Origin of the sequence: Halobaculum sp. MBLA0143 (assembly GCF_041361465.1) — an archaeon.
Taxonomy (GTDB): domain Archaea; phylum Halobacteriota; class Halobacteria; order Halobacteriales; family Haloferacaceae; genus JAHENP01.
This window is the reverse complement of record NZ_JBGKAC010000001.1, coordinates 111,472-137,296: the sequence shown is the minus strand read 5'-3', so window position 1 is coordinate 137,296 and position 25,825 is coordinate 111,472. Positions and strand designations below refer to the sequence as shown.

Genomic DNA, 25,825 nt, shown 5'->3' with positions numbered 1-25,825 from the left:
TCAGATCGACCTCGCTCGGATCAGCGTCTGTTCCGCGTCCGTCTCCCCGCCCAGTTCTTCGAACTCGTCGACCAGGACGTACCGACGGAACTCCGGACCGTGGACCCGGTAGTACCGGCCGGTAACCCGCTCCGTGATCTCCTCTTCCACGACCGTCGTGTCCAGGGCGTCCTGAGCCATCTGTTTGGCCTCCGCGAGGTCGATCCCCGTCAGCGACTCCGTCGCCGCCTCGTCGAAGATCACCTCTTGGACGCTGTCCCCGTCGTCCAACACCGCCTTGATCCGGAGGTCGAACTCTCCGTCCACCTGGCCGTGTTCGGAACACCGGCCGTTCTGGAGCACCCGCGTACAGTCCTCCTCGGGACACCGCTTGATGAGGCCGGAGCCGGCCTGGAGGTCGACCAACGCCCCCTCGACGGAGACGCTGTCGTCGCCGACCTCCACGTCGTGGTCGAGTTCCTCAATCGTCGTCGTCCGGTTGAGCTTCACGGAGTAGCTCCCCTCGTACTCGTCGGTGACGACGTTGCCGAGGGCGTAGCTGGCCCCCTCCTCCAACTCCGGGAGGTCACTCGTCTCGAAGGCGACGAACTTGATCGTCCCCGAGTCGTCGCCGAGCAGGCCGACCTGCCCGATGGAGTCGTGGCCCGGCTCCCAGAGGTCCGCCACCTGGACCTCCAGGTCGACCCACTGCTCGTCCGTGTCGATCTCGCCGACCAACGTCGACTCGCTCCCGCCCGGCGCGAGTTCGTCGCGGTCGAGCCCCGCCTCCTCCAGGTACTCGCTGGTCACGCTGCGGCGGGCCTCCTCCAACGGGACGCTGTAGTCGTCGACGAGCGTCCGGAGCTGTGTCTCGACCTCGTCGGTGCTCACGTCGAGGTGGTCGGAAAACTGCGCACTGATCTCTTCCGCGTGGGTTCGCACGTCTGGCATGGTTCTCCTGCCTCCGGTAGTGTTTCGAGTGGGAGGCACACGACACTTGGCGCCCAATCGTATTTAAGCCTCGGGCCGCGCGGACGGTGAAAGTGGAACGCTGGGGCCCACCGCGGCTCGTTTGGAACGCTGGAGCCCACCGCGGCTCGTTTTGGAACGCCGGGACGATACGGCTCGACTCGAACTCGGCGGACGCGACGGCACGACGACGCCCGCGTGTCCGCCGGCACCGCCGAGACTCGGGTCGCGGGGACATCCGAGCGTGAGCGGCCGTCGGCCCTCGGCGCGGCCGACGACGGAGCTAAGTCACCGGCGGCCGTCCGTTCGCTCGTGACCCTGGGAGACCGCCTCCGGCGTGTCCTCCGCCAACAGGCCCGCCGAGCCGGCCGACAGTACGCCGAGAGCCGCAGCGCCTACCGCGAGGCCCGCGACGCCGCCGAGCGCGTCGACCCTCGAGAGTTCGACCTCCCTGCCGACGCCGACGGCGACGCTCGAATCGTCTGCCGTCGTTACGCCGAACGCCGGTCCGTCCCCGTCGACGCCAACGGCCGTCCCGCCTGCTTCGAGGCCGGTGTCGACGACTGTGAGGGGTGTGCCGAGGACATCCGGGAGGGGAGAGTGCAGACCTACTAACCGACCTTTTTGCCGTTCGGGTGCGCGCCTGCGGCGCGCACCTCTCACGGCAAAAATGTCGATCAAAAAGCGCTCGCTCGGGCCTTCGGCCCTCACTCGCGTCCTGAATCTTAGTGCCGTACCGCCTCTGCACCGCGTCGCACAGCTATCGCCTCCGCACCGCGCCGCACAACTTCCGCCCCGTTCCGCACAGCTCCCGTCCCGCACCACACGGGCGGATTTTCGGGTCCGCGCTCGCGTCCGATCCGGCGCCGATCACGGCCGCTCCGCGCTGCCCCGCACCGCCGCCGCCCCGAACGAGACTCACTTTCGGTCCTCGTTGGCCCGCGAACTTCGGTCAAACCGCCGCTACACCGCTGCACCGCCGCCGCACCGCGACCGTCCGGCGAGACCTACCGACGGGCAGTCGTTCGTCCGTGTTCGGTCCAGTGTGGCGTCGCCGTCGGCGCTAATCTGTCGAGCCGTATCGTATCGAGCCGTATCGAGTCGTCCCCCGTCCGCGCGGTGCAGCCCGCGTGACGTGACCGAAGGGACTTCACCCCGGGGGTCGTCCCCTCCGACAGTGCCTACACAGGTCCTGCTGACGAACGACGACGGGATCGACTCGCGCGGGCTCGCGGCCGTCCACGAACAGCTCCAGCGTGTCGCCGACGTCACCGTCGTCGCTCCCGCCGACAATCAGAGCGGCGTCGGTCGCTCCCGCTCGCGCACCGTCGACGTGGACAACCACGAGCGGGGGTACGCCGTCCACGGCACCCCCGTCGACTGTGTCGCCTACGCCGTCGCCGGTCTCGAGACCGAGTTCGACCTCGTCGTCTCCGGCTGCAACCTCGGGCCCAACTGCGGCGCCTACGGCCTCGGCTACTCCGGCACCGTCGGCGCGGTCGTCGAGGGTGCCTTCCTCGGTCTCCCCGGGATCGCCGCCTCCGGCTACCACCGAGAGGAGTTCTTCCCGCCCCGCGACACCCCCTACGACGTGCCCGCGACCGTGACCCGACGGCTCGTCGAACGGGCGCTGTCCGGCGACGCCCTCGACCGCGTCGGCTACCTCAACGTCAACGCCCCCGTCGAACGCGAGGGACACTACCGCGTCACGCGCCCGCTGACCGACTACGAGGTGTCCGTCGGCGCCGACGAGGAGGAGGAAGGGGACGACGTGCGGTTCCACACCCGCGGCTGGCCCACCGTCTCGACCGAGGAACGGTTTCCGAGGCTCGCCGACGCCGACGGCGACTACCCACCACACTCCGACCGCGCGGCCGTCGTCGCCGGCGACGTCAGCGTCTCGCCACTGCGTGAGCCACAGGAGCCGGTCCACGACCCCGCCGTCGACGAACTGGTCGTGTCGTGTAACGAGACAGCAGAGTGAGACCGGGGGAGGAGAGTTAATTCAGGAGGTGAGCACCACCCCCGTGAGAGATCGTCTCCGAGCCGCGGTAGACAGGCTGTGGTCGTCCGCGTCAGTCTCCGAGCCAGAAGAGTATAGTTCGTCGACGACAGAGACACTTACCACGGGAGATAAGATTCGAACCATGGAGGTAAAGCAGTTCCTTCCGCTCGCGCTGCTCGCCGCGGCGGGCGGTGAGATCCGTGGCAAAACACGGCTGCAGAAGCTCGCTTTCCTCGCCAGACAGGAGCTGCAAGAGGAGTACGAAATCGCCCCTCACGAGTTCGACCCGTACGACTACGGGCCGTTCAGCAAAGAACTGATGGAGGATATCGAGACACTCGAAGACGACGGGCTCGTCGAAATCGGGGTGCGACGGACGTTCGGCGGCGACGAGCGTTTCGACTACCGGCTGACGCCGTCCGGCCACGAGACGTATCGGGAGAACAGGCCCGACTCCGGCTGGGAGCCAGGTGACGAGCCGAGTGACGGGCCAGAACGGTTCGCCTGTGTCGAGCACGTCGCCGAAGCGGTCGTCCAACAGTTCGGCGAGATGCCGTTGTCGAACCTGATCGACCGCGTCTACGAGGAGTACCCCGAGTACGCCAAAAACAGCGTTTTCTACTGATCGCCTTGGGGTGGCTCGTCGTCACCGGTCTCGTCACCGGCTTCGTCTGAGCACAGCCGTTCTTCAGCACCCTGTTTGATCCGTGTGGCTCTCGACTTGGCGCGGGAGGGAAGGCCAGCAGCCCACCCCCCGAGCCGGAACACGGCGTTCGCCTCGTTGCCGACTCCTCTCTCTTGCATCTGTGGGAACTGGATTCGCAGGATATCCCGGTAGTGGTGGTACGTCATCCCGAGCGGGATACGGCCGTCTTCCCCCTCCCGCTCGGCACGCGAGAGGAGCAGATCGTAGTCTTCCGACGGCGACCCGATCCGGTACAGTTGGCCGTGAATCCGTTCCCCGTCGCGCGTGACGACGATCACCTCGTCGCCGAGAGCAGACTGCTTGACAGCCGTCTCCCAGGGCTGTTCCAGGTCTTCCTGTGACTTCTTTCGGGTGTTGTGGCCGTGGACGAGCGTTCCACAGCCGTAGCCGAGAGCGTACCCGAGACAGGAGAGGCCCAGGACAGCCACGACGACCGCCGAGGCGGACGTTTCGGACACCACAGTCGTCGACAACGGTTTGCTCCCGAGTGAGTCGATGCGCCCCAGAGATCCCGTCGCCCGCCAGAGCCGGTCGACGACTCCGAGCCGGTAGCCGGCGAGCGAGACGCCGAGCGTCAGCGTTCCGCCGACCACGGACAACAGCAGTTTGTCGAATCGGGTCACTGTGTCGAGCTGGACGGTCGCGCCGAGGTAGCCACGGAGCGAGACGTAGCCGGGCACGAGGAGAAACACGAGAAACAGAAAGTTGACTGCGAACGGCGACCCGTTTGCCATCAAGGTCAGTTGGAGGCTGGTGACCAATCACTGTTTCGTTGATGAATAGATACAACGAACAGTCACCGACCTGACGAATTCAAATCCGTCCGAGCGTCCGTCTGATCTCCCCGACGTCCATCTCCGCGAGCACGGCGTCCGTCTCGTCGGCGACCGACTCGTAGCGCTCGCGGAGACGCTCGTACGCCGGCGACTCCGCCAGCTCCGACTCCGGGAGGTGTTCGCGCAGGAGTGCACACTTGCGCGCGAGAGTGAACTCCTCCCGGACGGCGTCCTCGTAGGTGCACACCCGGGCGAGCGTGTGTGCCGCAGTGAGCAGTTCCTCGTGACCGACCGGTTTCACGAGGTACATGTCGAACGGGAGGTCGACCACGTCCGCCTCGGGGCTGACGGCCGTCACCATCCCGACGGCACAGTCGTAGCCCACGTCCCGGAAGTGGCGCAACACCTCGTCGCCGGAGAAGCCCGGCATCCGTCGGTCGAGTAACACCACGTCGACGGAGTCGTCCATCGTCTCGACTGCGGTCTCTCCGCTGTCGGCGACCGTCGGCGAGAACGTCTGGTCCGTCGCCAAGTGGTCGGCGTACGTCTGGGCGACGTCCCGCTCGTCGTCGACGACCAACACTGACACTGACTCCCCCGTCGTCATGTGTGGTCCGTTGTCGTGGACCCGTAATCACCTTTTCGTCGGATTCCCGCTCCCACGGCGGGGAGACGAGTTCGAGAGACGAGACGAACGCCACGGTCGGGCGGAACGTCCGGCAGACGACCCAGACCGGCGACCCGAACGTATCAAGTGTCGGCTGCGCGTAGCGGAGTCAAGACGTGTCGGAACAACTGCCGGCGGTCGAGACGGTGTTCTTCCACGAGCGCGACGACGACTACCTCGTCGTGGTGCGTGCCGACGAGGAGCGGCGGCTCCGTGGTATCCTGGAGCTGAAGGAGACGGACGCCGGGCCGCGTCCCCGACGGTTCCGGGTGAAGCGTGGCTCCGGGGAGGAGCCGCGGCAGCCGGACCAGCTCGTCGAACTCGTCCGGACGGCCGCCCGGATCCGGATCTCCGAACAGACGAGTTCGGCCGCCCGCGACCGCCTCACGGCGATGCTGGACGCGTACCAGCTGGAGGCCGTCCAGGTCCGGACCTGTCGCTACTGCGCCAACGCCGGGCGCTACTCCCCCATCACCTCCGAGACGGCCGTGAAGGCCGACCGCGACTACATCTGTCGGGACTGCGCCCGCGAGGAGCTCGACCGGGAGCTCGCCTACAAGGGGGAGTTCACCGCCGACGCCGCCGACCGACTGGAGGAACTGCTGTTCGAGACCGGCGACTTGGACCGGATCACCGACCTCCTCCAGGGTAATCTCGATCCGGAGCTGACCAAGTTCGACACGATCTCGGCGACCGTCGAGGACGTCGAGCCGGTGGCGACGGCGGACCTGACGCTCCACCCTGCCCTGGAACAACGGCTGACCGACCGGTTCGACGAACTGCTGCCGGTGCAGTCGCTGTCCGTCCGCAACGGTCTGTTCGACGGCGACGACCAGCTCGTCGTCTCCGCGACCGCGACCGGGAAGACGCTCGTCGGGGAGCTCGCCGGGGTGAATCGAGCGCTCAACGGCCAGGGGAAGCTCCTCTTTCTCGTCCCACTCGTCGCGCTGGCCAACCAGAAACACGAGGACTTCGAAGAGGCGTACGGCGACGCCGTCGACGTGACACTCCGGGTGGGCGCCTCCCGGATCAACGACTCCGGCCAACGGTTCGACCCGGACGCAGACGTGATCGTCGGCACCTACGAGGGGATCGACCACGCCCTCCGGACGGGGAAGGATCTCGGCGAGATCGGAACGGTCGTCATCGACGAGGTCCACACGCTGAAAGAGGAGGGGCGTGGCCACCGGCTCGACGGCACCATCGCGCGGCTGAAACACTACTGTGCCGCTCGGGGGGAGTCGGCCCAGTGGATCTACCTCTCTGCGACCGTCGGCAACCCGGAGTGGCTCGCCGAGCGACTCCGCGCCCGCCTCGTGGAGTTCGAGGAACGGCCCGTCCCGATCGAGCGACACGTCACGTTCGCGGACGCCCGCGAGAAGGTGCGTATCGAGAAGCGACTGGTCGAGCGGGCGTTCGACTCGAAGTCGTCGAAGGGGTACCGTGGCCAGACCATCGTGTTCACCAACTCCAGGCGACGCTGTCACGAGATCAGCCGGAAGCTGGAGTACGACTCCGCGCCGTACCACGCCGGACTGGACTACGGACAGCGCAAACGGGTGGAGCGACAGTTCGGCGACCAGGAGCTCGCCGCGGTCGTCACGACGGCGGCGTTGGCAGCCGGTGTCGACTTCCCCGCCTCGCAGGTGATCTTCGACTCGCTGGCGATGGGGATCGAGTGGCTCACCGTCCAGGAGTTCGAACAGATGCTCGGTCGCGCCGGTCGTCCAGACTACCACGACCAAGGGACCGTGTACGTCCTGGTGGAGCCGGACTGCGTCTACCACAACTCCATGGACATGACGGAAGACGAGGTGTCGTTCAAGCTGTTGAAAGGCGAGATGGAGAACGTCGAGACCGTGTACGACGGGCCGGCTGCCGCAGAAGAGACGCTGGCGAACATCACCGTCGCCGGCGAACGGGCGAAGGCCGTCGCAGACCGGATGGTCGGGGACGTGCCGACGAAACACGCCGTGGGGAAGCTGTTGGAGTGGGAGTTCATCGACGGACTGGAGCCGACACCGCTGGGGCGAGCGGTGACGGAACACTTCCTGTCGCCCCGGGACGCCTTCCGGCTGCTCGAGGGGATCCGCTCGGGGCAGACCCCCTACGAGATCGTCGGCGAGGCGGAGCTCGCAGACGAGGAGCTGTAGAGCGTGTGAGCGTCCGACCGCGGCGCGGGCGACCGCCGGCCTCGGGGGAACGTGAGCCGGCGAGTCGCCTCTGATCCAGTCTGTGCGGGGGAGACACTTGATACTAACTCCCCCGTTCTCGGGATCGAGAAACGGTGTGTCGCGAGTGACACCGAACGGAAGAACGGCAGCGACGACCACGACGTCGATAACGGCAGCCGCGACACCGGTGACGACAACCACGACGTCGGCAGCGGGTCGACAGACAACGACGGGATCACCGCCGTCGCCGTTGTCTCCAGCGCGGACTGTGCTCTACGGAATCGACGGACGGGGCCGGCGCCGCGGGCGTGAGCACAGCCGGCACACCCCACGACCCCTCGCAACGTGTCGAGAGTTTCGTCGAACTCGACTGTTACTTCCGTGTACAGCGCTCACACCTCACTCGAAGAGGGCTTCGCCGCGGAGCGTCGCGGCCAACTCGTCGACATCGGTGACGACGGTGTCGCACGCCGGCGCGACGGCGGGCTTCGGGTCGTAGCCGACGGCGAGGCCGGCGACCTCCAGCATCGGGAGGTCGTTGGCCCCGTCGCCGACCGCGACCGCCTCGTCTACGGTCGTGCCGAGGTCGGCCGCCAGCGACGCCAGCGCGTCGTCTTTCGTCCCCTCGATCAACGGTCCCGTCACCTCACCCGTGAGCGCCTCGTCCGCGACCGGCAGCTCGTTGGCGACGACCGTGTCGACGGCGGTGTCGGCGGCCGACAACGCCGCCGCCACGCCGCGGTCGAACCCACCCGTCAGGATCGCCACGTGGTGGCCGGCCGCCCGGAGGTCGTCGATCACTGCCCCGGCACCGGGGCGGAGCCGAACCTCGTCGAAGGCGGCCGCCGCTTCCGCGTCCGACAGGTCCGCGAGCAGGTCCGCCCGGTCGCGCAGACTCTCCGCGTAGCCGATCTCGTCGTTCATCGCTCGTTCCGTGATCCGTGCCATCTCGTCGGCGACGCCCGCCCGCTCGCCCAGCAGGACGGTCATCTCCGAGTCCGACAGCGTGCCGTCGAAGTCGAACGCGATCAGTGTCACGCCCGCCACTCCGGCCCCCGAGGATTCAATTGTACTGGTCGGCGCGAGAGAGTCCACCCGAGTGGGCCGTCGTTCAATTGTTACCCCGTAGATTTGACTCGCCGTCCGGCGAGGCCGGCGCTATTCAATCTGTTTGTCTTTTTGCTTTAATTGCTATGTAGAATCTAGTCTGTGCCCTCAAACACCGCGTCCGGGACCATCCCGTCACTGCTGTTCCGGGCAGTCCGCCGACCGCAGGAATCCCCACCGCGGAAAGGCTTACAGCGGCGCCCGGCGACGTACGGGTACGTGAAGGTACTCGTCACGGACCCCGTCGACGACGCCGGCTTGGACCTGCTGCGAGGGGCCGACCACGACGTGACTACGGGGTACGAGTTGGAGGGGGAGGCACTGCTGTCGGCGGTGGCAGACGCGGACGCGATGATCGTCCGGTCGGGGACGGAGGTCTCCGAGGCCGTCTTCGAGGCCGCCGAGGATCTTGTCATCGTCGGGCGCGCCGGCATCGGCGTCGACAACATCGACATCGACGCCGCGACACGCCACGGGGTGATCGTCGCCAACGCGCCGGAGGGGAACGTCCGGGCGGCCGCAGAACACACTGTCGCCATGACGTTCGCTGCAGCACGGTCGATTCCACAGGCACACGGCCGGCTCCACGACGGGGAGTGGGCCAAGTCGGAGTACCTCGGGACGGAGCTCAACGGCGCCACCCTCGGGATCGTCGGGCTCGGTCGGGTCGGCCAGGAGGTGGCGAAGCGACTCGACGCGCTGGGGATGGAGTTGATCGTCCACGACCCGTACATCAGCGAGGAACGCGCCGCGCAGTTCGGCGCCGAACTCGTCCAGGAGTTGAGCGACTGTCTCGCCCGGGCAGACGTGGCGACGGTCCACACCCCGTTGTTGCCGGAGACGGAGGGGATGATCGGCGAGTCGGAGCTGGCGGCGTTGGGCGACGGCTTCCTCGTCAACTGCGCCCGCGGCGGGATCGTCGACGAGGAGGCGCTCGCGGCGGCCGTCGCGGACGACACGCTCCGCGGGGCCGCCCTGGACGTGTTCGCCGACGAGCCGCTGCCGGCCGACTCCCCGTTGCTGGAGCACGAGGAGATCGTCGTCACGCCGCACCTGGGGGCGAGCACCCGTGCCGCCCAGGAGAACGTCGCCGTCGACACCGCACGCCAGGTCCTCTCGGCGTTCCGCGACGAGCCCGTCGTGAACGCGCTCAACGCGCCGTCGTTGGACGAGTCGGCGTTCCCGGCCGTCCGGCCGTACGTCGACATCGCGGACACGGCCGGTCGGATCGCCGTCCAACTGCTGGACGAACGGATCGCCGAGGTGGAGGTCCACTACCAGGGTGAGATCGCAGACCAGGACGTGGAACTGGTGACCGCCTCCGCGCTCCGGGGCGTGTTCGGCTCGCTGGAGTACGAGGTCAACGCCGTCAACGCCCCGCGGATCGCCGAGGACCGCGGCGTCGAGGTGACGGAGAGCAAGACCAGACAGTCCGACGACTTCCGGAGCCTCGTCACCGTCACCGTCCGCGACGGCGACCGAGAGCTGGCCGTCTGTGGGACCTTGTTCGCGGACGACGACCCGCGGATCGTCAGGATCGACGGCTACCGCGTCGACGCTCGGCCGTACGGCCAGGCGCTCGTTGCCCGGAACCGCGACCAGCCGGGCGTGATCGGCTTCGTCGGGAGCGTCCTCGGGGAGGCCGACGTCAACATCGCCGGGATGTTCAACGCCCGGGAGACCAGCGGCGGGGAGGCGCTCACCGTGTACAACCTGGACGACCGGGTGCCCGAACCCGTCTTGGAGGAGCTGCTCGCGGACGAACGGATGATCGAGGCGACGCAGATCTCCCTGGAGACAGGCGAGGGTCGTTAGACTCCGTCAGATCGACAGGACGGCCGCCACGAGCGCCTTCGTGCCGATTGCGGTCGCCGCCCCCAGCCACGTCAGTAGGACGAAGTGGAGGTAGGCGTTGGCCTTGTTGCCGCCGTCGATGGTCCGGATCATCACCGAGGAGAGCACGGCGTTGAACAGGATCACGAGCAGCAACAGGAACTCGATCAACGGGATGTTGTACACACCGGCGTAGACGATCCGGCCGACGCTCCCGACCGTGGAGATGTTCAACTGCTCGGAGAAGTCCGCCAGGATGTTGACGATCTGGAGACCGATGAAGAAGGCGAACGACGACGCCGCCGTGATCCCGTACAACAGCCCGACGAGCGTGAGCGTCGCCTGGTCGCGTTGTTGTCGGAGCTGACAGACGGTCGTCATGTTGTCGGAGATCAGCTCCCCGAGCTGCCCGGGGTCGCCGCCCATCGCGCGCCCCTGGAGGTACATGCCGGAGAACTTCTGGATCAGGTACGACCGGGTGTCGGAGGCGAACGTGTACCAGGCGTCCGAGGAGTCGATCCGGATGTTGAGCCGGCGGTACAGCCGGACGACTGCCGCCGACAACGGCCCGAAGTCCTTCTGGTGGAGCGTCTCCAACACGTCGCCGGTCGTCGACTGCTTGGCGCTCTCTGCGGCCCCCAGCGCCCGGATGAACGACGGGAACTGCTCGTCGCGGGACTTGATCCGGTTCTCCTCCAACCGGACGACGATTCCGGTGATGGCCATCGGGGTGATCGGCACCGCGATGTACAACGGCAACGGGATGTCCTGCATGAAGAACAGGATTCCACGCAGCCCCGGCCCCATGTCGAACACCCCCATCCCGACGAAGGCGATGGCCGCGAACGTCGCCAACACGCCGACGACGAAGCTCCCGTACAGGAGTTGGTCGTTCGGGGCCCCCTCCTCGCTGTGGAACCACAGCGGGTCGTACGGCGCCATCGCACGGATCGCGACGTAGAAGCCCAGCTGGACCAGCATGAACAGGACGATCACTGCCGACACCGTCAGCGTCGGGTTGTTCCCCGTCAGGATCGGCAGGACGATGGCGAACACCAACGCGAACGTCATCGACAGGATCATCGACATGTACAGGTCCTTCATCACCTCCAGGTTGCCGAGGGCTCCCTCGTACACGGTGATGTAGTTCTGCATCACGGCGTCCTGTTCGGACAGGAGGAACTCCGACAGCTCCTGGCCGGCGCCGATGGTGTAGCCCAGCCGATCGAAGAAGTCCGAGAGGTTGTCCGAGGGCACCTGCTGGGCCCGGCGTCGGAGCGCGTCGTCCAACGACTGGTTCCAGGTGTCGACCAGGTGGACGACCTGCCTGATCTCGTCTGCGGCCGCGTCGTACTCCTCCTCGTCCGCCAGCGTCCGGAACACCTCCATCCGGTCGATGTTCGTCGTCGACAGGACGGTCATGTGGGTCATCACGAGGTGGAGCTTGTTCTCGATCGACACCTTCCGGCTGTTGAGGTACAGCTTCGGGTAGATCGCGGCCGCGACGAACAACAACCCCCCCAGCCCCGCGACCGGGAGTCGGATCAACACCGCCAGGTCCGTCACGACCGCGACGATCAGACTGACGAGGAAGAACAACGCCGCCGGGAGGAGGACGTAGCCGACGTACCGTCGCTTCGGGATGTCCAGTTGGTCGTACGCCTCGCCGACCTCCTCCAACAGCTCCCCGACGGAGTCCGGGAGGAAGTTCCCACCCTCCTCCGTCCCCACCTCGGCGCTCATCGGCTACCTCGTCGACCTGTGCATGTCGAACGGGAGCCCCTCCACCCCGTCCCGTTGGAACGCCTCGATCGTCTCGTTGACCTCGTGGTACTCCAAGATTCCCTCCTGGATCATCCGTTCCATCAGCTCCGCCCGGAACTCCAGGTCGTCGTAGATGTCGCGGGTGTCTGCGTACCCCAGCAGCGCCGCAATCTGTTCTTCCAGGACGTAGGAGTTGTTCATGCCGCGGAACACGATCTCGTCTTCCACCGGGTCCCAGTCGAACACCTGCCGGGTGACGACCCCGTCCATCTCGTCGGAGTACCCCTCGATCTCCTGGACGGAGGTGACCCGGCGGAGCACGTCGTCGCCCTGCTTGACACGGTTCTGGAACAACGCCACGTCCGCGATCCCCATGAACGTCTCCGGGACGTTGATCGGGTCGGAGGTGAACCGTTGGATCATCGAGACGATGTCCGACGCGTGGAAGGTGAGCATGACGGGGTGGCCCGTCTGGGCGGCCTGGAACGCCATCCGCCCCTCGGCGCCACGCACCTCGCCCACGATGATGTAGTCCGGGCGCGACCGCAGCGCCGCCGCGACCAAGTCGAACATGTCCACGTCCGACCCCTCCTCCTCCCCGCCGTCCTCGCGGGTGAGCAACTGCTGCCAGGTGCTGTGTGGCGGGACGACCTCCGCGGTGTCTTCCGCGGTGTAGATCTTCGAGTCCCGTGGGATGAACGACAGCGAGGAGTTCAGTGTCGTCGTCTTCCCCGACGCCGTCTCCCCGACGACGAACACGGTCTGTTCGTTCTCCAGACACAGCCAGAGGTACGCCGCCAGCTTCGGCGAGAGCGTCCCCCACTTCGTGATCTGGTTGATCGACAACGGCGTGTCCTCGCTCTGCCGGATGGTCAGCGACGACCCCTTCACCGACACGTCGTCGGAGTAGATGATGTTGATACGCGAGCCGTCCGGCAGCGTGCTGTCCACGATGGGGTTCGAGTCGGACACCGGGTCGCCCATCCGCTCGCCCATGTTCCGGAGCCAGTTGTCGAACTCCTTCGGGGTGCCGAAGTCGACGGTCGTCTCCAGCATCCCGAAGACGGCGTGGTCGACGTGACACTCGCTGGGACCGATGACGTGAATGTCCTCGTTGGCCGGGTCCCGCATGATCGGCTCCAACGGCCCGAACCCGACGATGTCGCGGTTGAGCCGGTACCGGATGTTCTCGTACATCTGGCGGGACACCTCCGTCCGCCCCCAGTTTCGGATCCGGGCGACCGGCCCGCTGGTGGCCGACTCGTCTTCGATGATCGTCATCTCCTCCAACATCTCCTCGATCAGGTCGTCGTACTCACCCTCGTCTTCCGGCGCCGGCGCGTGGCCAGACTTCTGGAGGAGTTCGTCTTTCATCCCGTCCAACACCTCCTCCTCGTTGCCGGTCAGCGTGGGCTCGATGGCGTAGTAGGTGGTGTCCTGTCCGTAGTCGCCGTACACGTGGACGAAGATCGGTCCGCCGACCGGGTAGACCAGGTTCGGCCGCCGAACCTCGTGTTCGTCGTCCGGTTCCTCCACGAACATCGGGTACTCCCCCGTGATCTGTTTGAACTTCTGGAGGTGCTCGCGGAGGTGAGGCCGGCGCATTGCCAGCTCTTGGAGTTGGCTCGACGGGTTCGCGTTGCCTTGGTCGGTCATGCGTTGTTGCCTCTCTCGTGTGTGTGTCGCCGCCGTCCGCCGGCGGCGACCGGCATCACGCCACCGTTCTCGACTCGATCACGATTCCAGTGCCCGACCGGACGGAGAAGCCGATATTGTCACCGACCTGGCTCCCCATCCCGGCGAACCGTTTCACCGAGATGCTCCGGCGGACATCGTTACCCACTTCTACCATCTGGAGCTTCAAGAACACGTCGGCGATGGACCGGAACGGACCGATCGCCTCCTCGCCGACGGCCGAAGGGTCCACCGTCAGGACGACCGTCTTCCCCTCGGAGATCAGGTCCCTGAAGAAGGAGATGATCTCCAGGGCCGCCTGTCGCTCCTCGTTCTGTCGCACCAGCGCCTCGAACGTCGGGTCGTTCCGGAGGATGGAGTCGAACGTGTCGACGAACACCACGTCCGCGTCCCACATCACCTCCGCCTCCATCAGTCGTTTGAGCAGCTCCATCCGGTCGCCCTCCTCGTCGGAGAAGGCCCCGCCGGTGTCGAAGTCCGCCGCCAGGAACAACAGATCCTCCTCCAACAGGGGCTTCGTCACGTCGTAGTTCAACGAGTGCATCTGGTCGATGAACCCCGACACTGTCAGCTCCGTCGACAGGAGCGTCACCTGCGCGCCCTCGTTGACGAGTCCGTAGCTCATCCGCTGTGTGATCGCGGACTTGCCGGCGCCGTAGTCACCCTCCATCAGGACGATACTCCCACGCGGGATGCCACCGCCCAACTCCTTGTTGAGCTGGTCGCGGTCCGGCATCCCGATCGACAGGAGGCTCGACTGTTGATCTCTACTGCTCATGTTCTGAACTGGAACAGCTCCTCGTCTTCGCGAACGATCAGTTTGACTCTGTGGTCGCCGCTCGGCACCGAACTCGGCTGGAAGCTGATCTGCACCACGCCGCCACGCGACCAGCCCGGACCCCCGCTGACGACAGTGACGGACACCTCCGACTGGTAGGCGCCGTCGAACAGCACGTCGACGCTGCCGGGGTCCGCTGGCAGGTCAGACGAGCCGGTGTTCCGCACGTACAGCGTCACGTTGCCGTTGCCGTTGCGGTCGTACACCCGAGCGCCGGCGTCGGAGATCACGGTCACGTCCGCCCGGATCTCGTTCGACACGTCCAGCGATCGGGCGCTCAACGAGTCGCTCACCCGGTCGACCTGGGTGGTCAGCGTGCCGGCGACTGACGCCGCCACGATCAGCGCGGCGATGAACAGGATCATCTCCGAGACGGACGCGCCAGCCATCAGGGCACCTCCTCGAACTCGCTCACGCCGTGGTCGACGACGAGCTTCACCCGGTCCGGGCGGACGCCAGCCGGGAGGCCCGGGTTGACCGCGATCTCTAGCTCCTCACCGGGGAGCAACACGTCGGAGTCCGTCGTCCCGCCGACCAGAGCATTGTAGCTGCCGCGGGTGGAGTTGGGGCTCCCGTCGACGAGTAGATTCGTCTCCGGGACGGAGATAGTCGTCGTCCCCGTGTTCTCGACGCGGACTTCCAGCACCTCGTTGCCGGTAGTGTTGTACTCCACTGCGGTGATGTTGATCCCCGTGTTCTTCTCCGCGAGCGTCCGGTCGGCCGTGATCTGCCGGGCGTCCATCACCCGCTCGGTGCCGTTGGCGACTGCCGGGTAGAGGGTGCCGGCCGCGACGAACACCCCCAGGAAGATCACGGCCGTGGAGGCGCTAACGCTGATTCCCATGGCGACCCTCCGAGAGCTGAGGCCACCGGTCGAGAACGACCGACTCGGCAGTCGCGTTGGTCAGCTGCATGATGTACTTCAGGCTCTGGGTGTGGTGCTGGAGGTCCAGCTTCGCCGTCCCCGGCCGGTCGATCAGGTTGCGGTCGATCTCGCCGAAGCCGGAGAGGAACGACTTCAGCTGTTCTGCCACCTCCGGGGAGAGCCACTCCACGCGCTCGTAGTAGTTGATCGCACGGACCGCGTCCGTGGTGTCACCCTCCTCTACGAGGTACTCCAGCCACTCCATCACCATCAGGTCCCCGACGTAGTCGCCGGGGAGCTGTTCGAGGTACGGCTTCTGTCGGCCCTCCGAGAGGTCGTCGTCACCGACGAACTCGAAGCCGCCCTCCTGGTCTGGTGTCTCCGTCGGGTCCGTCTGTGTCGCCGTCTCCGACGGCTCCTCGGCCGACTCGTCCGCTCCTCCGAGGTCACCGTCCATCCCGCCGAAGTCACCGCCCATCCCGCCGGGATCGTCGTCCATCCCGCCGGGATCGTCGTTCATCCCGCCGAGATCGTCGTCCATCCCGCCGAGATCGTCGTCCGACTCCTCGGGCATCCCGAGGTCGTCTCCGCCGGCGTCGTCGGACTCGAAGGCGTCCTGCTCCTCCTCGTCCCCCTCGGCCCAGTCTGCGTCGCCGGACTCGTACTCGTCTTTCAGTTCACTGAAACTCTTGCCGTTTGAGTCGCTCGCCATGTTTTCCTCTGAGTCGGGTTCGTCCGCGTCCGCCTCCTCGTCGTCCGGTTCCTCGAAGTCGCCGAAGTCGTCGTCGCCGTCGCCGAACTCCTCGTCGAGGTCGTCGTCGAAGTCGCCGCCGAACTCCTCGTCCGTCTCCTCTTCGTGGTCTTCCCCCTCTCCCTCGTCCGCCTCCTCGAAGGCGTCGTCCGGCTCGTCGATGGGGTCTTCGTCCGCGAGGTCTTCGTCGAAGAACCCCTCGGCGTCGGCGTCGGCGATGTCTTCGTCCAGTTCGTCGTCGTCGTCGCCGCCGCCGTCGCCGTCCTCCTCGTCGAACAGCCCGAACGAGGAGCCGTCACCCATCTCGCCGCCCATCCCGCCGCCGCCGCCACCCTCGTCGACGAACGGGTTGATACCGCGGGTGACCATCTCGTAGATGTCCAACAGGTTCCGGACGTCCTCCGCGATGTCTTCCACCTGTTCGGAGATCTCCTCGTTCTCCGAACGCACCGTGTTCACCGTCGAGGAGAGGTTCGCCACCTCGTTTTCCAGTTCGTCGACACGGTTGGCGAGCTCGGCCGTCTGGTCGTCCTCGTCTTCGGCGAACGGGTCGTCGTCGAAGTCACCGCCCATCCCGCCGAGGTCACCGAGGTCGTCGTCCTCGTCGTCCCCCTCGGTCATCCCGCCGAGATCGCCGCCGTCACCCCCGCCGAGACCGCCGTCGTCGAAGCCACCGCCGTCGTCACCGCCGCCGAGGCCGCCACCGCCACCGCCGCCCCCATCGTCGTCCAGCAGCGACCCGCCGTCGCTCTCGGCGGTCTCTTCTTCCTCGCGGAAACGATCGAGGAGGCTGCTCCCGAACAGTCCGAGCGAGGCCAGAAGCCACAGTTCAGACCACGGGGCAGCCGCCCCCGCTTCCGGCAGTACAGTGAGGAGACCCATTACCGACTACTCCGTCACGCGGCCTACTTAATACCTCTCCGTCGGTTATCGTCCCCGATAATGACGGGGCTTGACTGTGTCACACGCGACGAACGGACGGCAGACGACAGAGGGGCGAGACGACGGGGCGGTGGGGACAGTGGCACGCAGACGAGGAGACTGGCGTCACCGCTCACTCCCGGCTGGGGTCGTCGCCGTCTGCCGCGACCGCGTCGTCGGGTGCGTGACGGCCCCGCCGCTCTTCGTGCGTTCGTCCGGGTCCCGGTCCTTCCGAGGCGGCGGACCCGGTCGACTCCCCGCTCTCCCCGTCGGTCGGCTCGTCTGCGACACCGGTCGCGGCCTCACCGACACCGCCCGCCTCGACCCGCTCGTACGTCCGGCGATAGTTGTGGATCTTCCGGAGCAGCAACGCCCCGAACAGTGCGTCGTACAGCAGAATGTACGCGAAGGTAGCCACGAGCTCCGGCAGCCCCAGGGCGGCGAGCACCGCCGACCCGAGTCCGACCGTCGAGTTGTACGTGGCGTGGATCAGGGACGCGATCACGAGCCCCTTGATCACGATCGGCCCCCAGTCGTCGTTGTTGAACTTCGCCAGCCCGAGGTAGTAGCCGGCGAACGCGGAGTAGATGACGTGTCCCGGCCCCGCCAGCGCGCGGGTGAGCGTGATCTGTGAGCCGGCCGCGATGAACGCGAGGCCGCCGCCCAGCTCCGTCCCCATCAGCCCCCGTTCGATGTACAACGCGTTCTCGATGAACGCGAACCCGAGTCCCGCCATCGCCCCGTAGACGGCCCCGTCCACGACCGCGCCGAACCGGTCGTCGCGGTAGGCGTACAGCCGCACGGCGAGCAGCTTCACCGTCTCCTCCACCGGGCCGACGAACAGGTAGAAGAACAGGAGGAAGCCGACCGCCCCGACCCCCGCGAACAGTCCCTGTGCGAGCCCGTTGAGCACGGCCGCGAACGTCGCCGTCACCACGCTCAATAGGAACGTTCCCAGCAACAACGCCGGCGGCTCGTTGGCGGTCACGTCCGAGACGTAGACGTAGCCGGCGAGCAGCACCGCCGGCACTGCCGACAACACCGTCAGCACGCCGACCACCGGGCTCGTCACCGCCGAGAACGCTCCGATCCCGAACAACAGGACGAGCCCCACCAGGATCACCAGCCCGCGGGCCGTCGCCGTCCCGAACCGGTACAGCGCGACGGCGAACCCGTCCAGCCGGCTCCGTTCTTCCCAGGTCGCCACCTCGTAGAGGTCGACGTCGTCGTCGTTGCCGTCGGCAGACCCCTCGACTGGGTCCGTCTGGTCCGTGCCCATGCCGGGTCTCTCGGTGTCGGGGCGTGTAACAGTTTGGACCACGCCAGCGCCACGGCCGACGCTCCGGTCGGGGCGCTTTTCACCCGGCGCCACTCAGACGGTGGCGTGAACCGACACCGGCTGCGGGGGATTCTCGTCCAGGGGCTGGTCGCGCCGGCCGGGACGCTGGCGGTCGTCGCCGCGGTCGCGGTCGCCGTCGGCGCCGAGCCCGGACTCGCCGTGCTCCTCGTCTCGACGGTCGCGGCCGCCGGTACCGCCGGGCTCTTGCTCAGCCAGACCCGTTCGATGGAGCCGGACGACGACGACGGCCCCCCGACGGGCCGCGACGGACGCACCGCCGTCGGACTCCGGTCGGAGTTGACCGACGACGCAGAACTGGACGACGTCGGCCGAGAGACGGTCGTGACGCGCTACGCCACCGGGCTGTTCGTCCAGTCGGTCGCCGTCGTGTTGTACCTCGGGAAGCTGTTCGGCTGAGACTGTCGGGACGCCCGGTCAGCAGTGCACGTACCACTCCGGACAGGTGTACTTCGCGGCCGCCGGCTCCGCAGCGAGTGAGACCACCGCCAGCACGACCAACAGCAGCAACACTCGTGTCCCGTACGCCGAACCGTAGTTCGACAGCGTCTCTCGCATGACGTGTGGTAACTGGACCCGTCCACTGTTGAGTATTTTTCATACTAACTGACAAATACCATCTCGTATAAACGTTCGCACTCGTCAGTGTCGGGAGGAGAGGGATTGCCTGGTCGTTCGGCGGGCGCCGTGTCGAAAAAAACGGAGACGGGTAGTCGACTACGCTGCGGTGGTCGGTCGGCGTGGTGTGGTCGTGGCCGGCGTCTACATCGCGCCGCCCATGCCACCCATACCGCCCATGCCGCCCATGCCGCCGCCCATGCCACCGGCACCGCCGGGGCCGCCGGCCGGGTCGTCGTCGTCGCCAGTGCCGCCGCCCTTCATGTCGCCGGCGGCGATCACGTCGTCGATCCGGAGGATCATCGTCGCGGCCTCCGTGGCGCTCTCGATGGCCTGCGTCTTCACTCGGAGCGGCTCGACGACGCCGTCGTCGTTCATGCCGACGACCTCACCGGTGTAGGCGTCCAGCCCGGCACCGAACTCGCCGCCGTCGTGGCGGGCGCGCAGGTCGACCAGCGAGTCGATCGGGTCCAGTCCGGCGTTCTCTGCGAGGGTGCGCGGGATGACTTCCAGCGCGTCCGCGAACGCCTCGACGGCCAGCTGTTCGCGGCCGCCGACGGAGTCGGCGAAGTCACGCAGCTGGAGGGCGAGCTCCGTCTCCGGTGCACCGCCGCCGGGGACGACGTGGCCGTCCTCCAGGGTCGTCCGGACGACACCCAGGGAGTCTTCGACCGCACGCTCGACTTCGTCGACGACGTGCTCCGTGCCGCCGCGCAGCACCATCGTCACGGACTTGGCCTCCTCGACGTCCTCGACGAAGATGCGCTCGTCGCCGCCGATGTCCTTCTGGGCGACGGAGCCGGCGAAGCCGAGGTCGTCCTCGCTCAGGTCGTCGAGGTTCGAGACGACGCGTCCGTCCGTGGCGCGGGCCAACGAACGGAGGTCGGAGTCTTTCGCACGCCGGACGGCGAGGATGCCCTCCTGTGCGAGGTAGTGCTGGGCCATGTCGTCGATGCCGTCACCGACGAACACCACGTCGGCGCCGACGTCGACGAGGTCGTCGACCATCTCGCGCAGCTGTTCTTCCTCCTGGTCGAGGAACTGCTGGAGCTGGTCCGGATCCGTGACGTTGACTTCGGCGTCGATCTCCGTCTCCTTCACCTCGAGTGCGCCGTCGAACAGCGCCACGTCGGCGTCCTCGACCGCGTACGGCATGTTCTCGTCGACGCGTTCCTTGTCGACGATGGCACCCTCGATCAGCTCGGAGTTGCCGATGGAGCCGCCGACGACCGTCTCGACGGAGACGTTGTCCGTGTCGATCCCCTCGTCGTCGCGGACGGCCAAGACGGCGTCCACGACGAGCTCGGCGAGCGTGTCCCGGGCGGACTCTGCGCCCTTCCCGGTCATCGCCGTCGAGGCGATCTGCTCGAGCGTCTCACGGTCCTCGGCGGAGACATCGATCGCCTCCTCCGTGACGATCTCCTTCGCGCGCTCGGCGGCCTGTCGGTACCCCTGCGCGATGGTCGTCGCGTGGACGTCCGAGTCGAGCAGTTCCTCGGCCTGCTCCAGCAGTTCGCCGGCGACGACGACGGCCGTCGTCGTTCCGTCTCCGACCTCGTCCTCCTGGGTCTCGGAGACTTCGACGATCATGTTCGCTGCCGGGTGGTCGATGTCCATCTCCTTGAGGATCGTGACACCGTCGTTCGTCACGACCACGTCGCCGGAGTCGGAGACGAGCATCTTGTCCATCCCCTTCGGACCGAGTGTGGTCCGTACGGACTCGGCGACTGCCTTGCCGGCGGTGATGTTCATCGACTGCGCGTCCTCTCCGGAGGTACGCTGACTCTCCTCCGAGAGCACGATCATCGGCTGGTTACCCATGCGTTGTGCCATGTTCGCTCTATGATTGTCCACAGTTCTATAAATACCTTTCGCTACCGGCCGGAGAACCGGCTCCCGTCACCGTCTCGCGCCCACTGTGAACCCGTCACACACAGTATTTATACCACTTCGGGTCGGCTCCGGCGCCGATCAGAAGTCCGTCACTCGGGCCTGGATCCGGCCGTCGTCCACCGTCGGCTCCTCGTCGGCCTCCAGGACGGTCGCCAGGTCGACCTCGTCGCTCTCGTCCGCGAACGCCACCTCGGTCAGCGACAACGACTCCCCCCGTCGTGCCTTCTGGCGGATCGTCTCGGCCGTCAGCGCCGTGTACGTCACGTCCAATTCGACAGTGGCAGCGCGGTCGTCGGCCGCCGCGGCGACGTTGATCCCCTCCGCGAGCACCGTCTCGAACGACAGCTCCGTCCCGTCGACGACCCGGTGGAGGAAGGCGACGGCCGCCGTCAGTGCGTCGAACGCCGCGGCCCCCTCCCCGTCCAGCCGTTCACAGAGTATCTCCCGGTCACGCTGTTCTAGCTGCTCGATCACGACGGGGAAGTCGTACAGCGCCTCGTGGGTCCGGTCGCGCACCCTGGCACGGGTGTTGCGCTCCGACTGGACGCTGCCCGGCTCCCGTTCCCCTCGGAGGTACTCCCTGTCTGCGGGCGTCAAGAATCCACGGTCGCGCGTCTCCGTCTCGTCGCCAGTCATAATCTGTTTTGGGTTATGATTGTCACACTACTTCTATCTTTGTAATCTGTTTCGGATTATCTACCAGTTGAGTTACGACAGGACTCAAGTCGCTTCCGGTCCGACGAGGAGTCGTGCCAGACCACGAGACGGTTACGGAGAGCGAGGCGACGGCGGGGAGTGAGACGGTGTCGAACGAACCCACGGACGAGGCAGCAACAGACGGTCCCACGAGCGAGACAGCGTCGAACGGGGTCGCGGTGACCGTCGCGGTCGACCGACTGACGCGGCTCCTCGACGTGGTGTCGGCGGTCGTCGAGGAGTGTCGACTCCACTTCGAGCCGGACGGGCTCCGGGTCGTCGCCACGGACCCCGCACGGGTCGCGCTCACGACCGTGGAGTTGGACGCCGACGGCTGTGTGTCGTACGCCGGCGACGGGACGACCGTCGGCGTCGACGCCGACCGGCTCGCCGAGCTCGTGTCCGTCGCCGACGACGGCCCGGTGACGCTCGCGCTCGACCCCGAGACGCTGAGCTTAGACGTGCGACTGCCCGGGCTGTCGTACACCGTCGCCGTGATCGACCCCGAGCGCGTTCAGGAGCCGCCCGCCCGCGAGGAGCTGTCGTTCCCGTACGACGCCGGCTGTTCGCTCCCCGCGTCCGAACTGGACCGGCTCGTCCGGGCGGTCGACCTGATCGGTGACTACGTCCGTCTCGGCGTCGACCCCGACGAGCCCGCGTTCACCGTCGACGCCGAGGGGGACACGGACGAGGTTCGGCTCCGCTACGGCCCGGACGACCTCCCGTCGCTGGCGCCGGGCGTCGCCGACTCGTTGTTCTCGCTGAACTACCTCGCGGACGTGAGCCGGGTCGTCCCGAACGACGCGACTGTCGACATCCGGCTGGGCGAGGAGTGTCCCGTCCGCTTCGAGTACGACTTCGGCGACGGCCACGGGACGACCGAGACGCTGGTGTCGCCGCGGCTGAGGAAGTGACAGTGAGATAGTGTCACCGTGGCTCAGAGAGTGACAGTGTGAGTGAGAGCCGCTGTGAACAGCTCGGCAAGCCTCCAAAATAGCTTTATGCAGTGATGCATTAGAGGAGAGTGTGATGACAGATCCAGTCGTGCAGTCGAGTCCCAGTAGTGTCGCGGAGAGTTCCGCGTTCGTGCGCCTGCTGGAGACCAAAGCGCGCGTCAAGATGCTGGACGTGCTGATGAGAGACTCGTACGTCGCGCTGGATCAGACTGAACTGGCTGAGCGTGCGGGTGTAAATCAGAGTACAGTGAGCCGCAACATCGAGGTGTTCGAGGACCTCGGTGTCGTCGAAGTGTCCGACGGCCGCCCGAAGGAGTACCGGATCGACTTAGAGGACTCGGTCGTCCAGGGTCTCCGGCAGGCACAGACGGGGCTCCTGGAGTACACACGCCGTCTTCACAACGAGGACGTGCACAAGCAGGAGGACCGTCCCGAGTGGCAGTCGCTGGCGAACGACGAGAAGGTGGCCGAAGCTCAGCGGCTGGCCAAGAGTCACCCAGAGGCGACAGTCGCTGTCGAGACCTGATCGATGACCGACGGCGAGACGTTCGAGGAGGCTACCGACACCGTCGTTGGTTTTCTATCAGACTTTGCTGGGGAGGTCGAACCGTACGACCTGGAGAGTAGCGACGACAAACCACGGCAACGGCTGGTACACGTTGAAGAGCCCGTGGGTCCCGACTACACCGTCGTCGCAACGGAGGGGGAACGTTTCTTCCGTCTTCAAGCGACGTACCGTCTCTGGAGGGACGTTGCAGAGAGTCTCTCCGAGACGGACATCGACGAGTACGCACCGCCGACAGTCGACGACTCACACCCCGTTCAGTCTGTCGTTCCAGGGGTAGAGAGGTTCGACGACTCGAGACAGCGTCGATTCGCTGCTGCCGTCGAGGTGTTGGACGCGCTACCACACGAGAGTCGTCGCAACCTTATCCTGCAGTTGACTGCAGTGTTCACCAGAGCGGGACTGAAGCACTCTGTCGGCGCTGTCCGAGAGGGGAGTGGGATCACCGAATTCAGTGTCTACCACAGACTGTTCCCGTACGAGGATGACTTCTCCATCAGTCGGCTCAGCGACACAGTCGAGTGTGTCCGAATGGCCGCACACATGGGAGAACTCCTGTTGAAGTACACATTCAACCTTCCGGTCGACATCAGCGGGAGCGGGTCGGGGGACGTGACCGATCCGGGTGGACTCCCAGCACGGGCGACACGGACCGTCGACGCTGGAGAGGCGGGAGAGCCGCTCAACGAGACAGACTCCGAGTAGTCTGTGTGCCTACTCGGCCGATTGGAGCTCTTCGTCGATGCGTCCGTCGAGGTCGCGTCGGTAGAGTTCAGTTCCCGTTTTCGCCAGGTCGTCGAACGACACTCCTTCTCCGGGGTCGTCTATCCCGAACCCTCGGAGGAGAACGGAGTACGTCTTTCCAGAGGCATCGTCGTACCGCAGGACGAAGCCGAGACGGACTCTGTCTGCGCCCCGTTCCGCAGCTCTCTTGACCGCTCTGGGGATCGTGCAGTACCTTCCGTCGGCGTTCACGCCGGCATGGCCGTACAGTGTCGTCGACTCCTCCATCGTCGGAGGCAACGCCGGTCCGCCGTCTCTGTAGACTCCGTCTGACTCTTCTTCGAGGTGGAGAGAGACAGTTCGTGGTTCTGTAGTGTTTGAGGAACCTCTACATAAGAGGCCACTCGACTCTTGCTCTCCGTCGTCGAGAACACACCGTAGCTCCAAATTCGCCGCAATGTCGTTACCTCGGTTAGTAGCAGTCACCTCGAGAGTCTGGAGCAAACCCTGTTCGCTACCGGGGAACTTACTACCGGCGCGCTCCACCAACGATACGTCTCTGACAGTGACAACAGGTGAGTACCCGGCGCTCATCATTCGGCGGTGTTTCCGAAGAATCTTGTTCTGGCTCAGGTACACGAACACTAGCGACGCAGAGAGCACAACGCTAGAGCCGATTTCGACGATCTGGAGCCAGTTTCGAACCCCACGCCCACGGAGGAACAGACCGACGACGACAACGAGCGACAGGGCTATCAACACGACACCGAGCGGGAGGATGTCTCTTGAGTTCACAGTCTCTACAAAAACTGTCTCCTCCCGGTTTTTCAGTCTATCCCGTCTGGGGACCATTAGCTACTTCTTCTCCAGAAACAAGTCCATGTACGATGGGATTCGGCGGGGGTGTAGAGTCGAGACGCGGGTTCGTGAGGGCGCTCCTCTCGAACGTAGTGACGCTTCAGCACTCGCTGTGCCGACAGGTCACCGAACGAGAGATTATCGAGAGTACGCTGACGAAGGGTGACTTCGACGACGAGATCGCTAGAACGATGCTACGGAAGGTGGGTGAGGACGACCACTCTCCACTGAATTGGGAGCGAGCCGACGGAAACTGGCTGTACGCGGTAGACCGCCCGGGAGAAGTCGACGACTACGTGGCGGGGATGAAGGAAGACGGAGTCGACCCTGCGGACCTGTAACCACGCTACGGCTCGTCGGCACTCGGCGGCGACAGGTCCGGCGCACCGTGGATCTCGTTGTGTTTCCGTTCGAGGAACGAGTACACCGCGCCGTGGGGAGCGCCGTCTAAGATCATCCCGGCGGCACGGCGGACGGTCTCTACCTCCTCCGGCTGGCCGATGACGCCCAGTGTGGACCCCTTGATGACGACCTCGGCGCCCGACAGTTCCTCCATCAGCTCGCGGGTGCGGCCGTCCTCGCCGATCAGCCGCCCCTTCTGGCGGCGGAGGTCGTTCTTGTTGCGGGTCTCGGCCGCGAGGTCGACCAGGTCGAAGCGTCGGAGATCGTGATCCAACAACGACAGCGCAGCGTCCGGCGTGAACCCACGTCCGATCGCACGAACGATGTCCGGAGCGACCATCCCCGTGACGGGGTCACCCACGGACTCGATCCCGACGGAGCCCGTCTCGGAGTCGATGTCGAGACGCACCTCCGCCCGGTTCTCGATCCGTCGCATCGTCTCACCCCCCTCGCCGATGAGAACGCCGACTCGGTCGTCGGGAACCTTCACGTGTTGCATGCATCCAGCTACCTCGTGGACGGAGTTAAGCGTTCGTTCCGCGCCCGAGACTGCCGCCCGCGGTGGCGACGAACTGAAGCCTTTAACAGGCGGGGGGCGACAGTGTCGGAGTATGTCGCAGGCAACGAAGGTCGTCTTGGGGGTCGTCGGCGCAAGCGCCCTGCTGGCTATCGCCATCGTGTTCCTAGAGGCGTTCGCCTGACCCCGG

Annotated in this window: 28 protein-coding genes; 12 read left to right on the top strand and 16 right to left on the bottom strand. The window is 66.2% G+C overall.

All coding sequences use genetic code 11. The features are described from left to right. Nucleotides 1–930, bottom strand: a complete 930-nt coding sequence (locus tag RYH79_RS00760) for a replication factor A (RefSeq protein ID WP_370895257.1) — start codon at nt 928–930, stop codon at nt 1–3. Between the two features lie 336 nt (nt 931–1,266). Here RYH79_RS00760 and RYH79_RS00755 point away from each other — a divergent pair, with 336 nt between their 5' ends. The 3 genes from RYH79_RS00755 (at nt 1,267) to RYH79_RS00745 (ending at nt 3,578) form a co-directional block, all read left to right on the top strand. Beyond that, nucleotides 1,267–1,563, top strand: a complete 297-nt coding sequence (locus RYH79_RS00755; RefSeq protein WP_370900712.1) for a DUF7091 family protein — start codon at nt 1,267–1,269, stop codon at nt 1,561–1,563. A 562-nt stretch (nt 1,564–2,125) separates the two neighbouring features. Further along, nucleotides 2,126–2,932, top strand: coding sequence for a 5'/3'-nucleotidase SurE (gene surE / locus RYH79_RS00750; RefSeq protein ID WP_370895255.1), 807 nt, complete (start codon nt 2,126–2,128; stop codon nt 2,930–2,932). A 163-nt stretch (nt 2,933–3,095) separates the two neighbouring features. Beyond that, nucleotides 3,096–3,578: a hypothetical protein gene (locus tag RYH79_RS00745; protein WP_370895253.1), complete on the top strand. Its 483-nt coding sequence runs from the start codon at nt 3,096–3,098 to the stop codon at nt 3,576–3,578. Here RYH79_RS00745 and RYH79_RS00740 read toward each other — a convergent pair. Next, nucleotides 3,572–4,393, bottom strand: coding sequence for a DUF6338 family protein (locus tag RYH79_RS00740; protein WP_370895251.1), 822 nt, complete (start codon nt 4,391–4,393; stop codon nt 3,572–3,574). The genes RYH79_RS00745 and RYH79_RS00740 overlap by 7 nt on opposite strands. 79 nt (nt 4,394–4,472) lie before the next feature. After that, nucleotides 4,473–5,042 carry a response regulator gene (locus RYH79_RS00735; RefSeq protein ID WP_370895249.1) on the bottom strand — a complete coding sequence of 190 codons (570 nt, stop codon included), beginning with the start codon at nt 5,040–5,042 and terminating at the stop codon, nt 4,473–4,475. 176 nt (nt 5,043–5,218) lie between these two features. Here RYH79_RS00735 and RYH79_RS00730 point away from each other — a divergent pair, with 176 nt between their 5' ends. Then, nucleotides 5,219–7,255, top strand: a complete 2,037-nt coding sequence (locus RYH79_RS00730; protein ID WP_370895247.1) for a DEAD/DEAH box helicase — start codon at nt 5,219–5,221, stop codon at nt 7,253–7,255. 51 nt (nt 7,256–7,306) lie between these two features. After that, nucleotides 7,307–7,588: a hypothetical protein gene (locus RYH79_RS00725; RefSeq protein WP_370895245.1), complete on the top strand. Its 282-nt coding sequence runs from the start codon at nt 7,307–7,309 to the stop codon at nt 7,586–7,588. Nucleotides 7,589–7,675: 87 nt separating this feature from the next. On the opposite strand, the gene serB is transcribed toward RYH79_RS00725, so the two are convergent. Then, on the bottom strand, nt 7,676–8,314 hold the full coding sequence (gene serB, locus RYH79_RS00720; protein ID WP_370895243.1) for a phosphoserine phosphatase SerB: 639 nt from the start codon (nt 8,312–8,314) through the stop codon (nt 7,676–7,678). A gap of 288 nt (nt 8,315–8,602) precedes the next feature. Between serB and serA the strand changes: the two genes are divergently transcribed. Then, nucleotides 8,603–10,198 (top strand): phosphoglycerate dehydrogenase, encoded by a 1,596-nt coding sequence (gene serA / locus RYH79_RS00715; RefSeq protein WP_370895241.1) that lies wholly within the window; start codon nt 8,603–8,605, stop codon nt 10,196–10,198. Between the two features lie 6 nt (nt 10,199–10,204). Here the strand turns inward: serA and arlJ are convergent, their stop codons facing one another. The 7 genes from arlJ to RYH79_RS00680 all read right to left on the bottom strand — a co-directional run bounded on the left by arlJ (nt 10,205) and on the right by RYH79_RS00680 (nt 18,329). Next, nucleotides 10,205–11,959: an archaellar assembly protein ArlJ/FlaJ gene (gene arlJ / locus RYH79_RS00710; RefSeq protein ID WP_370895239.1), complete on the bottom strand. Its 1,755-nt coding sequence runs from the start codon at nt 11,957–11,959 to the stop codon at nt 10,205–10,207. Nucleotides 11,960–11,962: 3 nt separating this feature from the next. Beyond that, nucleotides 11,963–13,636 carry an archaellum flagellar ATPase motor FlaI gene (flaI, locus tag RYH79_RS00705; RefSeq protein WP_370895237.1) on the bottom strand — a complete coding sequence of 558 codons (1,674 nt, stop codon included), beginning with the start codon at nt 13,634–13,636 and terminating at the stop codon, nt 11,963–11,965. Nucleotides 13,637–13,691: 55 nt separating this feature from the next. Then, the gene (arlH, locus tag RYH79_RS00700; RefSeq protein WP_370895236.1) at nt 13,692–14,453 is read right to left on the bottom strand and encodes an archaellum protein ArlH; all 762 of its coding nucleotides are present in this window, start codon (nt 14,451–14,453) and stop codon (nt 13,692–13,694) included. After that, a complete protein-coding gene (arlG, locus tag RYH79_RS00695) occupies nt 14,450–14,902 on the bottom strand; it encodes an archaellum stator protein ArlG (protein WP_370895235.1) in 453 nt (150 codons plus the stop codon). Before arlG ends, arlH begins: the two co-directional genes overlap by 4 nt. Continuing rightward, a complete protein-coding gene (gene arlF, locus RYH79_RS00690; protein ID WP_370895234.1) occupies nt 14,902–15,357 on the bottom strand; it encodes an archaellum stator protein ArlF in 456 nt (151 codons plus the stop codon). The genes arlG and arlF overlap by 1 nt, the downstream gene beginning before the upstream one ends. Then, nucleotides 15,341–17,011 (bottom strand): FlaD/FlaE family flagellar protein, encoded by a 1,671-nt coding sequence (locus RYH79_RS00685; protein WP_370895233.1) that lies wholly within the window; start codon nt 17,009–17,011, stop codon nt 15,341–15,343. The genes arlF and RYH79_RS00685 overlap by 17 nt, the downstream gene beginning before the upstream one ends. A 172-nt stretch (nt 17,012–17,183) precedes the next feature. Continuing rightward, entirely contained in the window at nt 17,184–18,329 is a 1,146-nt protein-coding gene (locus RYH79_RS00680; protein ID WP_370895232.1) for a PrsW family intramembrane metalloprotease, read from the bottom strand. Between the two features lie 105 nt (nt 18,330–18,434). Between RYH79_RS00680 and RYH79_RS00675 the strand changes: the two genes are divergently transcribed. Then, on the top strand, nt 18,435–18,806 hold the full coding sequence (locus RYH79_RS00675; protein WP_370895231.1) for a hypothetical protein: 372 nt from the start codon (nt 18,435–18,437) through the stop codon (nt 18,804–18,806). Nucleotides 18,807–18,824: 18 nt separating this feature from the next. On the opposite strand, the gene RYH79_RS00670 is transcribed toward RYH79_RS00675, so the two are convergent. The 3 genes from RYH79_RS00670 to RYH79_RS00660 all read right to left on the bottom strand — a co-directional run bounded on the left by RYH79_RS00670 (nt 18,825) and on the right by RYH79_RS00660 (nt 21,554). Continuing rightward, nucleotides 18,825–18,965, bottom strand: a complete 141-nt coding sequence (locus RYH79_RS00670; RefSeq protein WP_370895230.1) for a hypothetical protein — start codon at nt 18,963–18,965, stop codon at nt 18,825–18,827. Nucleotides 18,966–19,169: 204 nt separating this feature from the next. Continuing rightward, nucleotides 19,170–20,831: a thermosome subunit alpha gene (gene thsA / locus RYH79_RS00665; protein ID WP_370900710.1), complete on the bottom strand. Its 1,662-nt coding sequence runs from the start codon at nt 20,829–20,831 to the stop codon at nt 19,170–19,172. A gap of 165 nt (nt 20,832–20,996) precedes the next feature. Then, entirely contained in the window at nt 20,997–21,554 is a 558-nt protein-coding gene (locus RYH79_RS00660) for a DUF8102 family protein (protein ID WP_370895229.1), read from the bottom strand. A gap of 113 nt (nt 21,555–21,667) precedes the next feature. Between RYH79_RS00660 and RYH79_RS00655 the strand changes: the two genes are divergently transcribed. From RYH79_RS00655 to RYH79_RS00645, 3 genes are all read left to right on the top strand, one after another. After that, nucleotides 21,668–22,528, top strand: a complete 861-nt coding sequence (locus RYH79_RS00655; RefSeq protein ID WP_370895228.1) for a DNA polymerase sliding clamp — start codon at nt 21,668–21,670, stop codon at nt 22,526–22,528. A 115-nt stretch (nt 22,529–22,643) separates the two neighbouring features. Further along, a complete protein-coding gene (locus RYH79_RS00650; RefSeq protein ID WP_370895227.1) occupies nt 22,644–23,096 on the top strand; it encodes a winged helix-turn-helix domain-containing protein in 453 nt (150 codons plus the stop codon). A gap of 3 nt (nt 23,097–23,099) precedes the next feature. Beyond that, nucleotides 23,100–23,840, top strand: a complete 741-nt coding sequence (locus RYH79_RS00645; protein ID WP_370895226.1) for a hypothetical protein — start codon at nt 23,100–23,102, stop codon at nt 23,838–23,840. Nucleotides 23,841–23,849: 9 nt separating this feature from the next. Here the strand turns inward: RYH79_RS00645 and RYH79_RS00640 are convergent, their stop codons facing one another. Beyond that, nucleotides 23,850–24,710: a hypothetical protein gene (locus tag RYH79_RS00640; protein WP_370895225.1), complete on the bottom strand. Its 861-nt coding sequence runs from the start codon at nt 24,708–24,710 to the stop codon at nt 23,850–23,852. Between the two features lie 98 nt (nt 24,711–24,808). On the opposite strand from RYH79_RS00640, the gene RYH79_RS00635 reads away from it, so the two are divergent. Further along, nucleotides 24,809–25,057, top strand: coding sequence for a hypothetical protein (locus RYH79_RS00635; protein WP_370895224.1), 249 nt, complete (start codon nt 24,809–24,811; stop codon nt 25,055–25,057). 5 nt (nt 25,058–25,062) lie between these two features. Here the strand turns inward: RYH79_RS00635 and RYH79_RS00630 are convergent, their stop codons facing one another. Continuing rightward, nucleotides 25,063–25,617 (bottom strand): KH domain-containing protein, encoded by a 555-nt coding sequence (locus RYH79_RS00630; RefSeq protein WP_370895223.1) that lies wholly within the window; start codon nt 25,615–25,617, stop codon nt 25,063–25,065. A gap of 112 nt (nt 25,618–25,729) precedes the next feature. Here RYH79_RS00630 and RYH79_RS18055 point away from each other — a divergent pair, with 112 nt between their 5' ends. After that, nucleotides 25,730–25,819: a hypothetical protein gene (locus RYH79_RS18055; protein WP_489753343.1), complete on the top strand. Its 90-nt coding sequence runs from the start codon at nt 25,730–25,732 to the stop codon at nt 25,817–25,819. Nucleotides 25,820–25,825 lie beyond the last annotated feature (6 nt).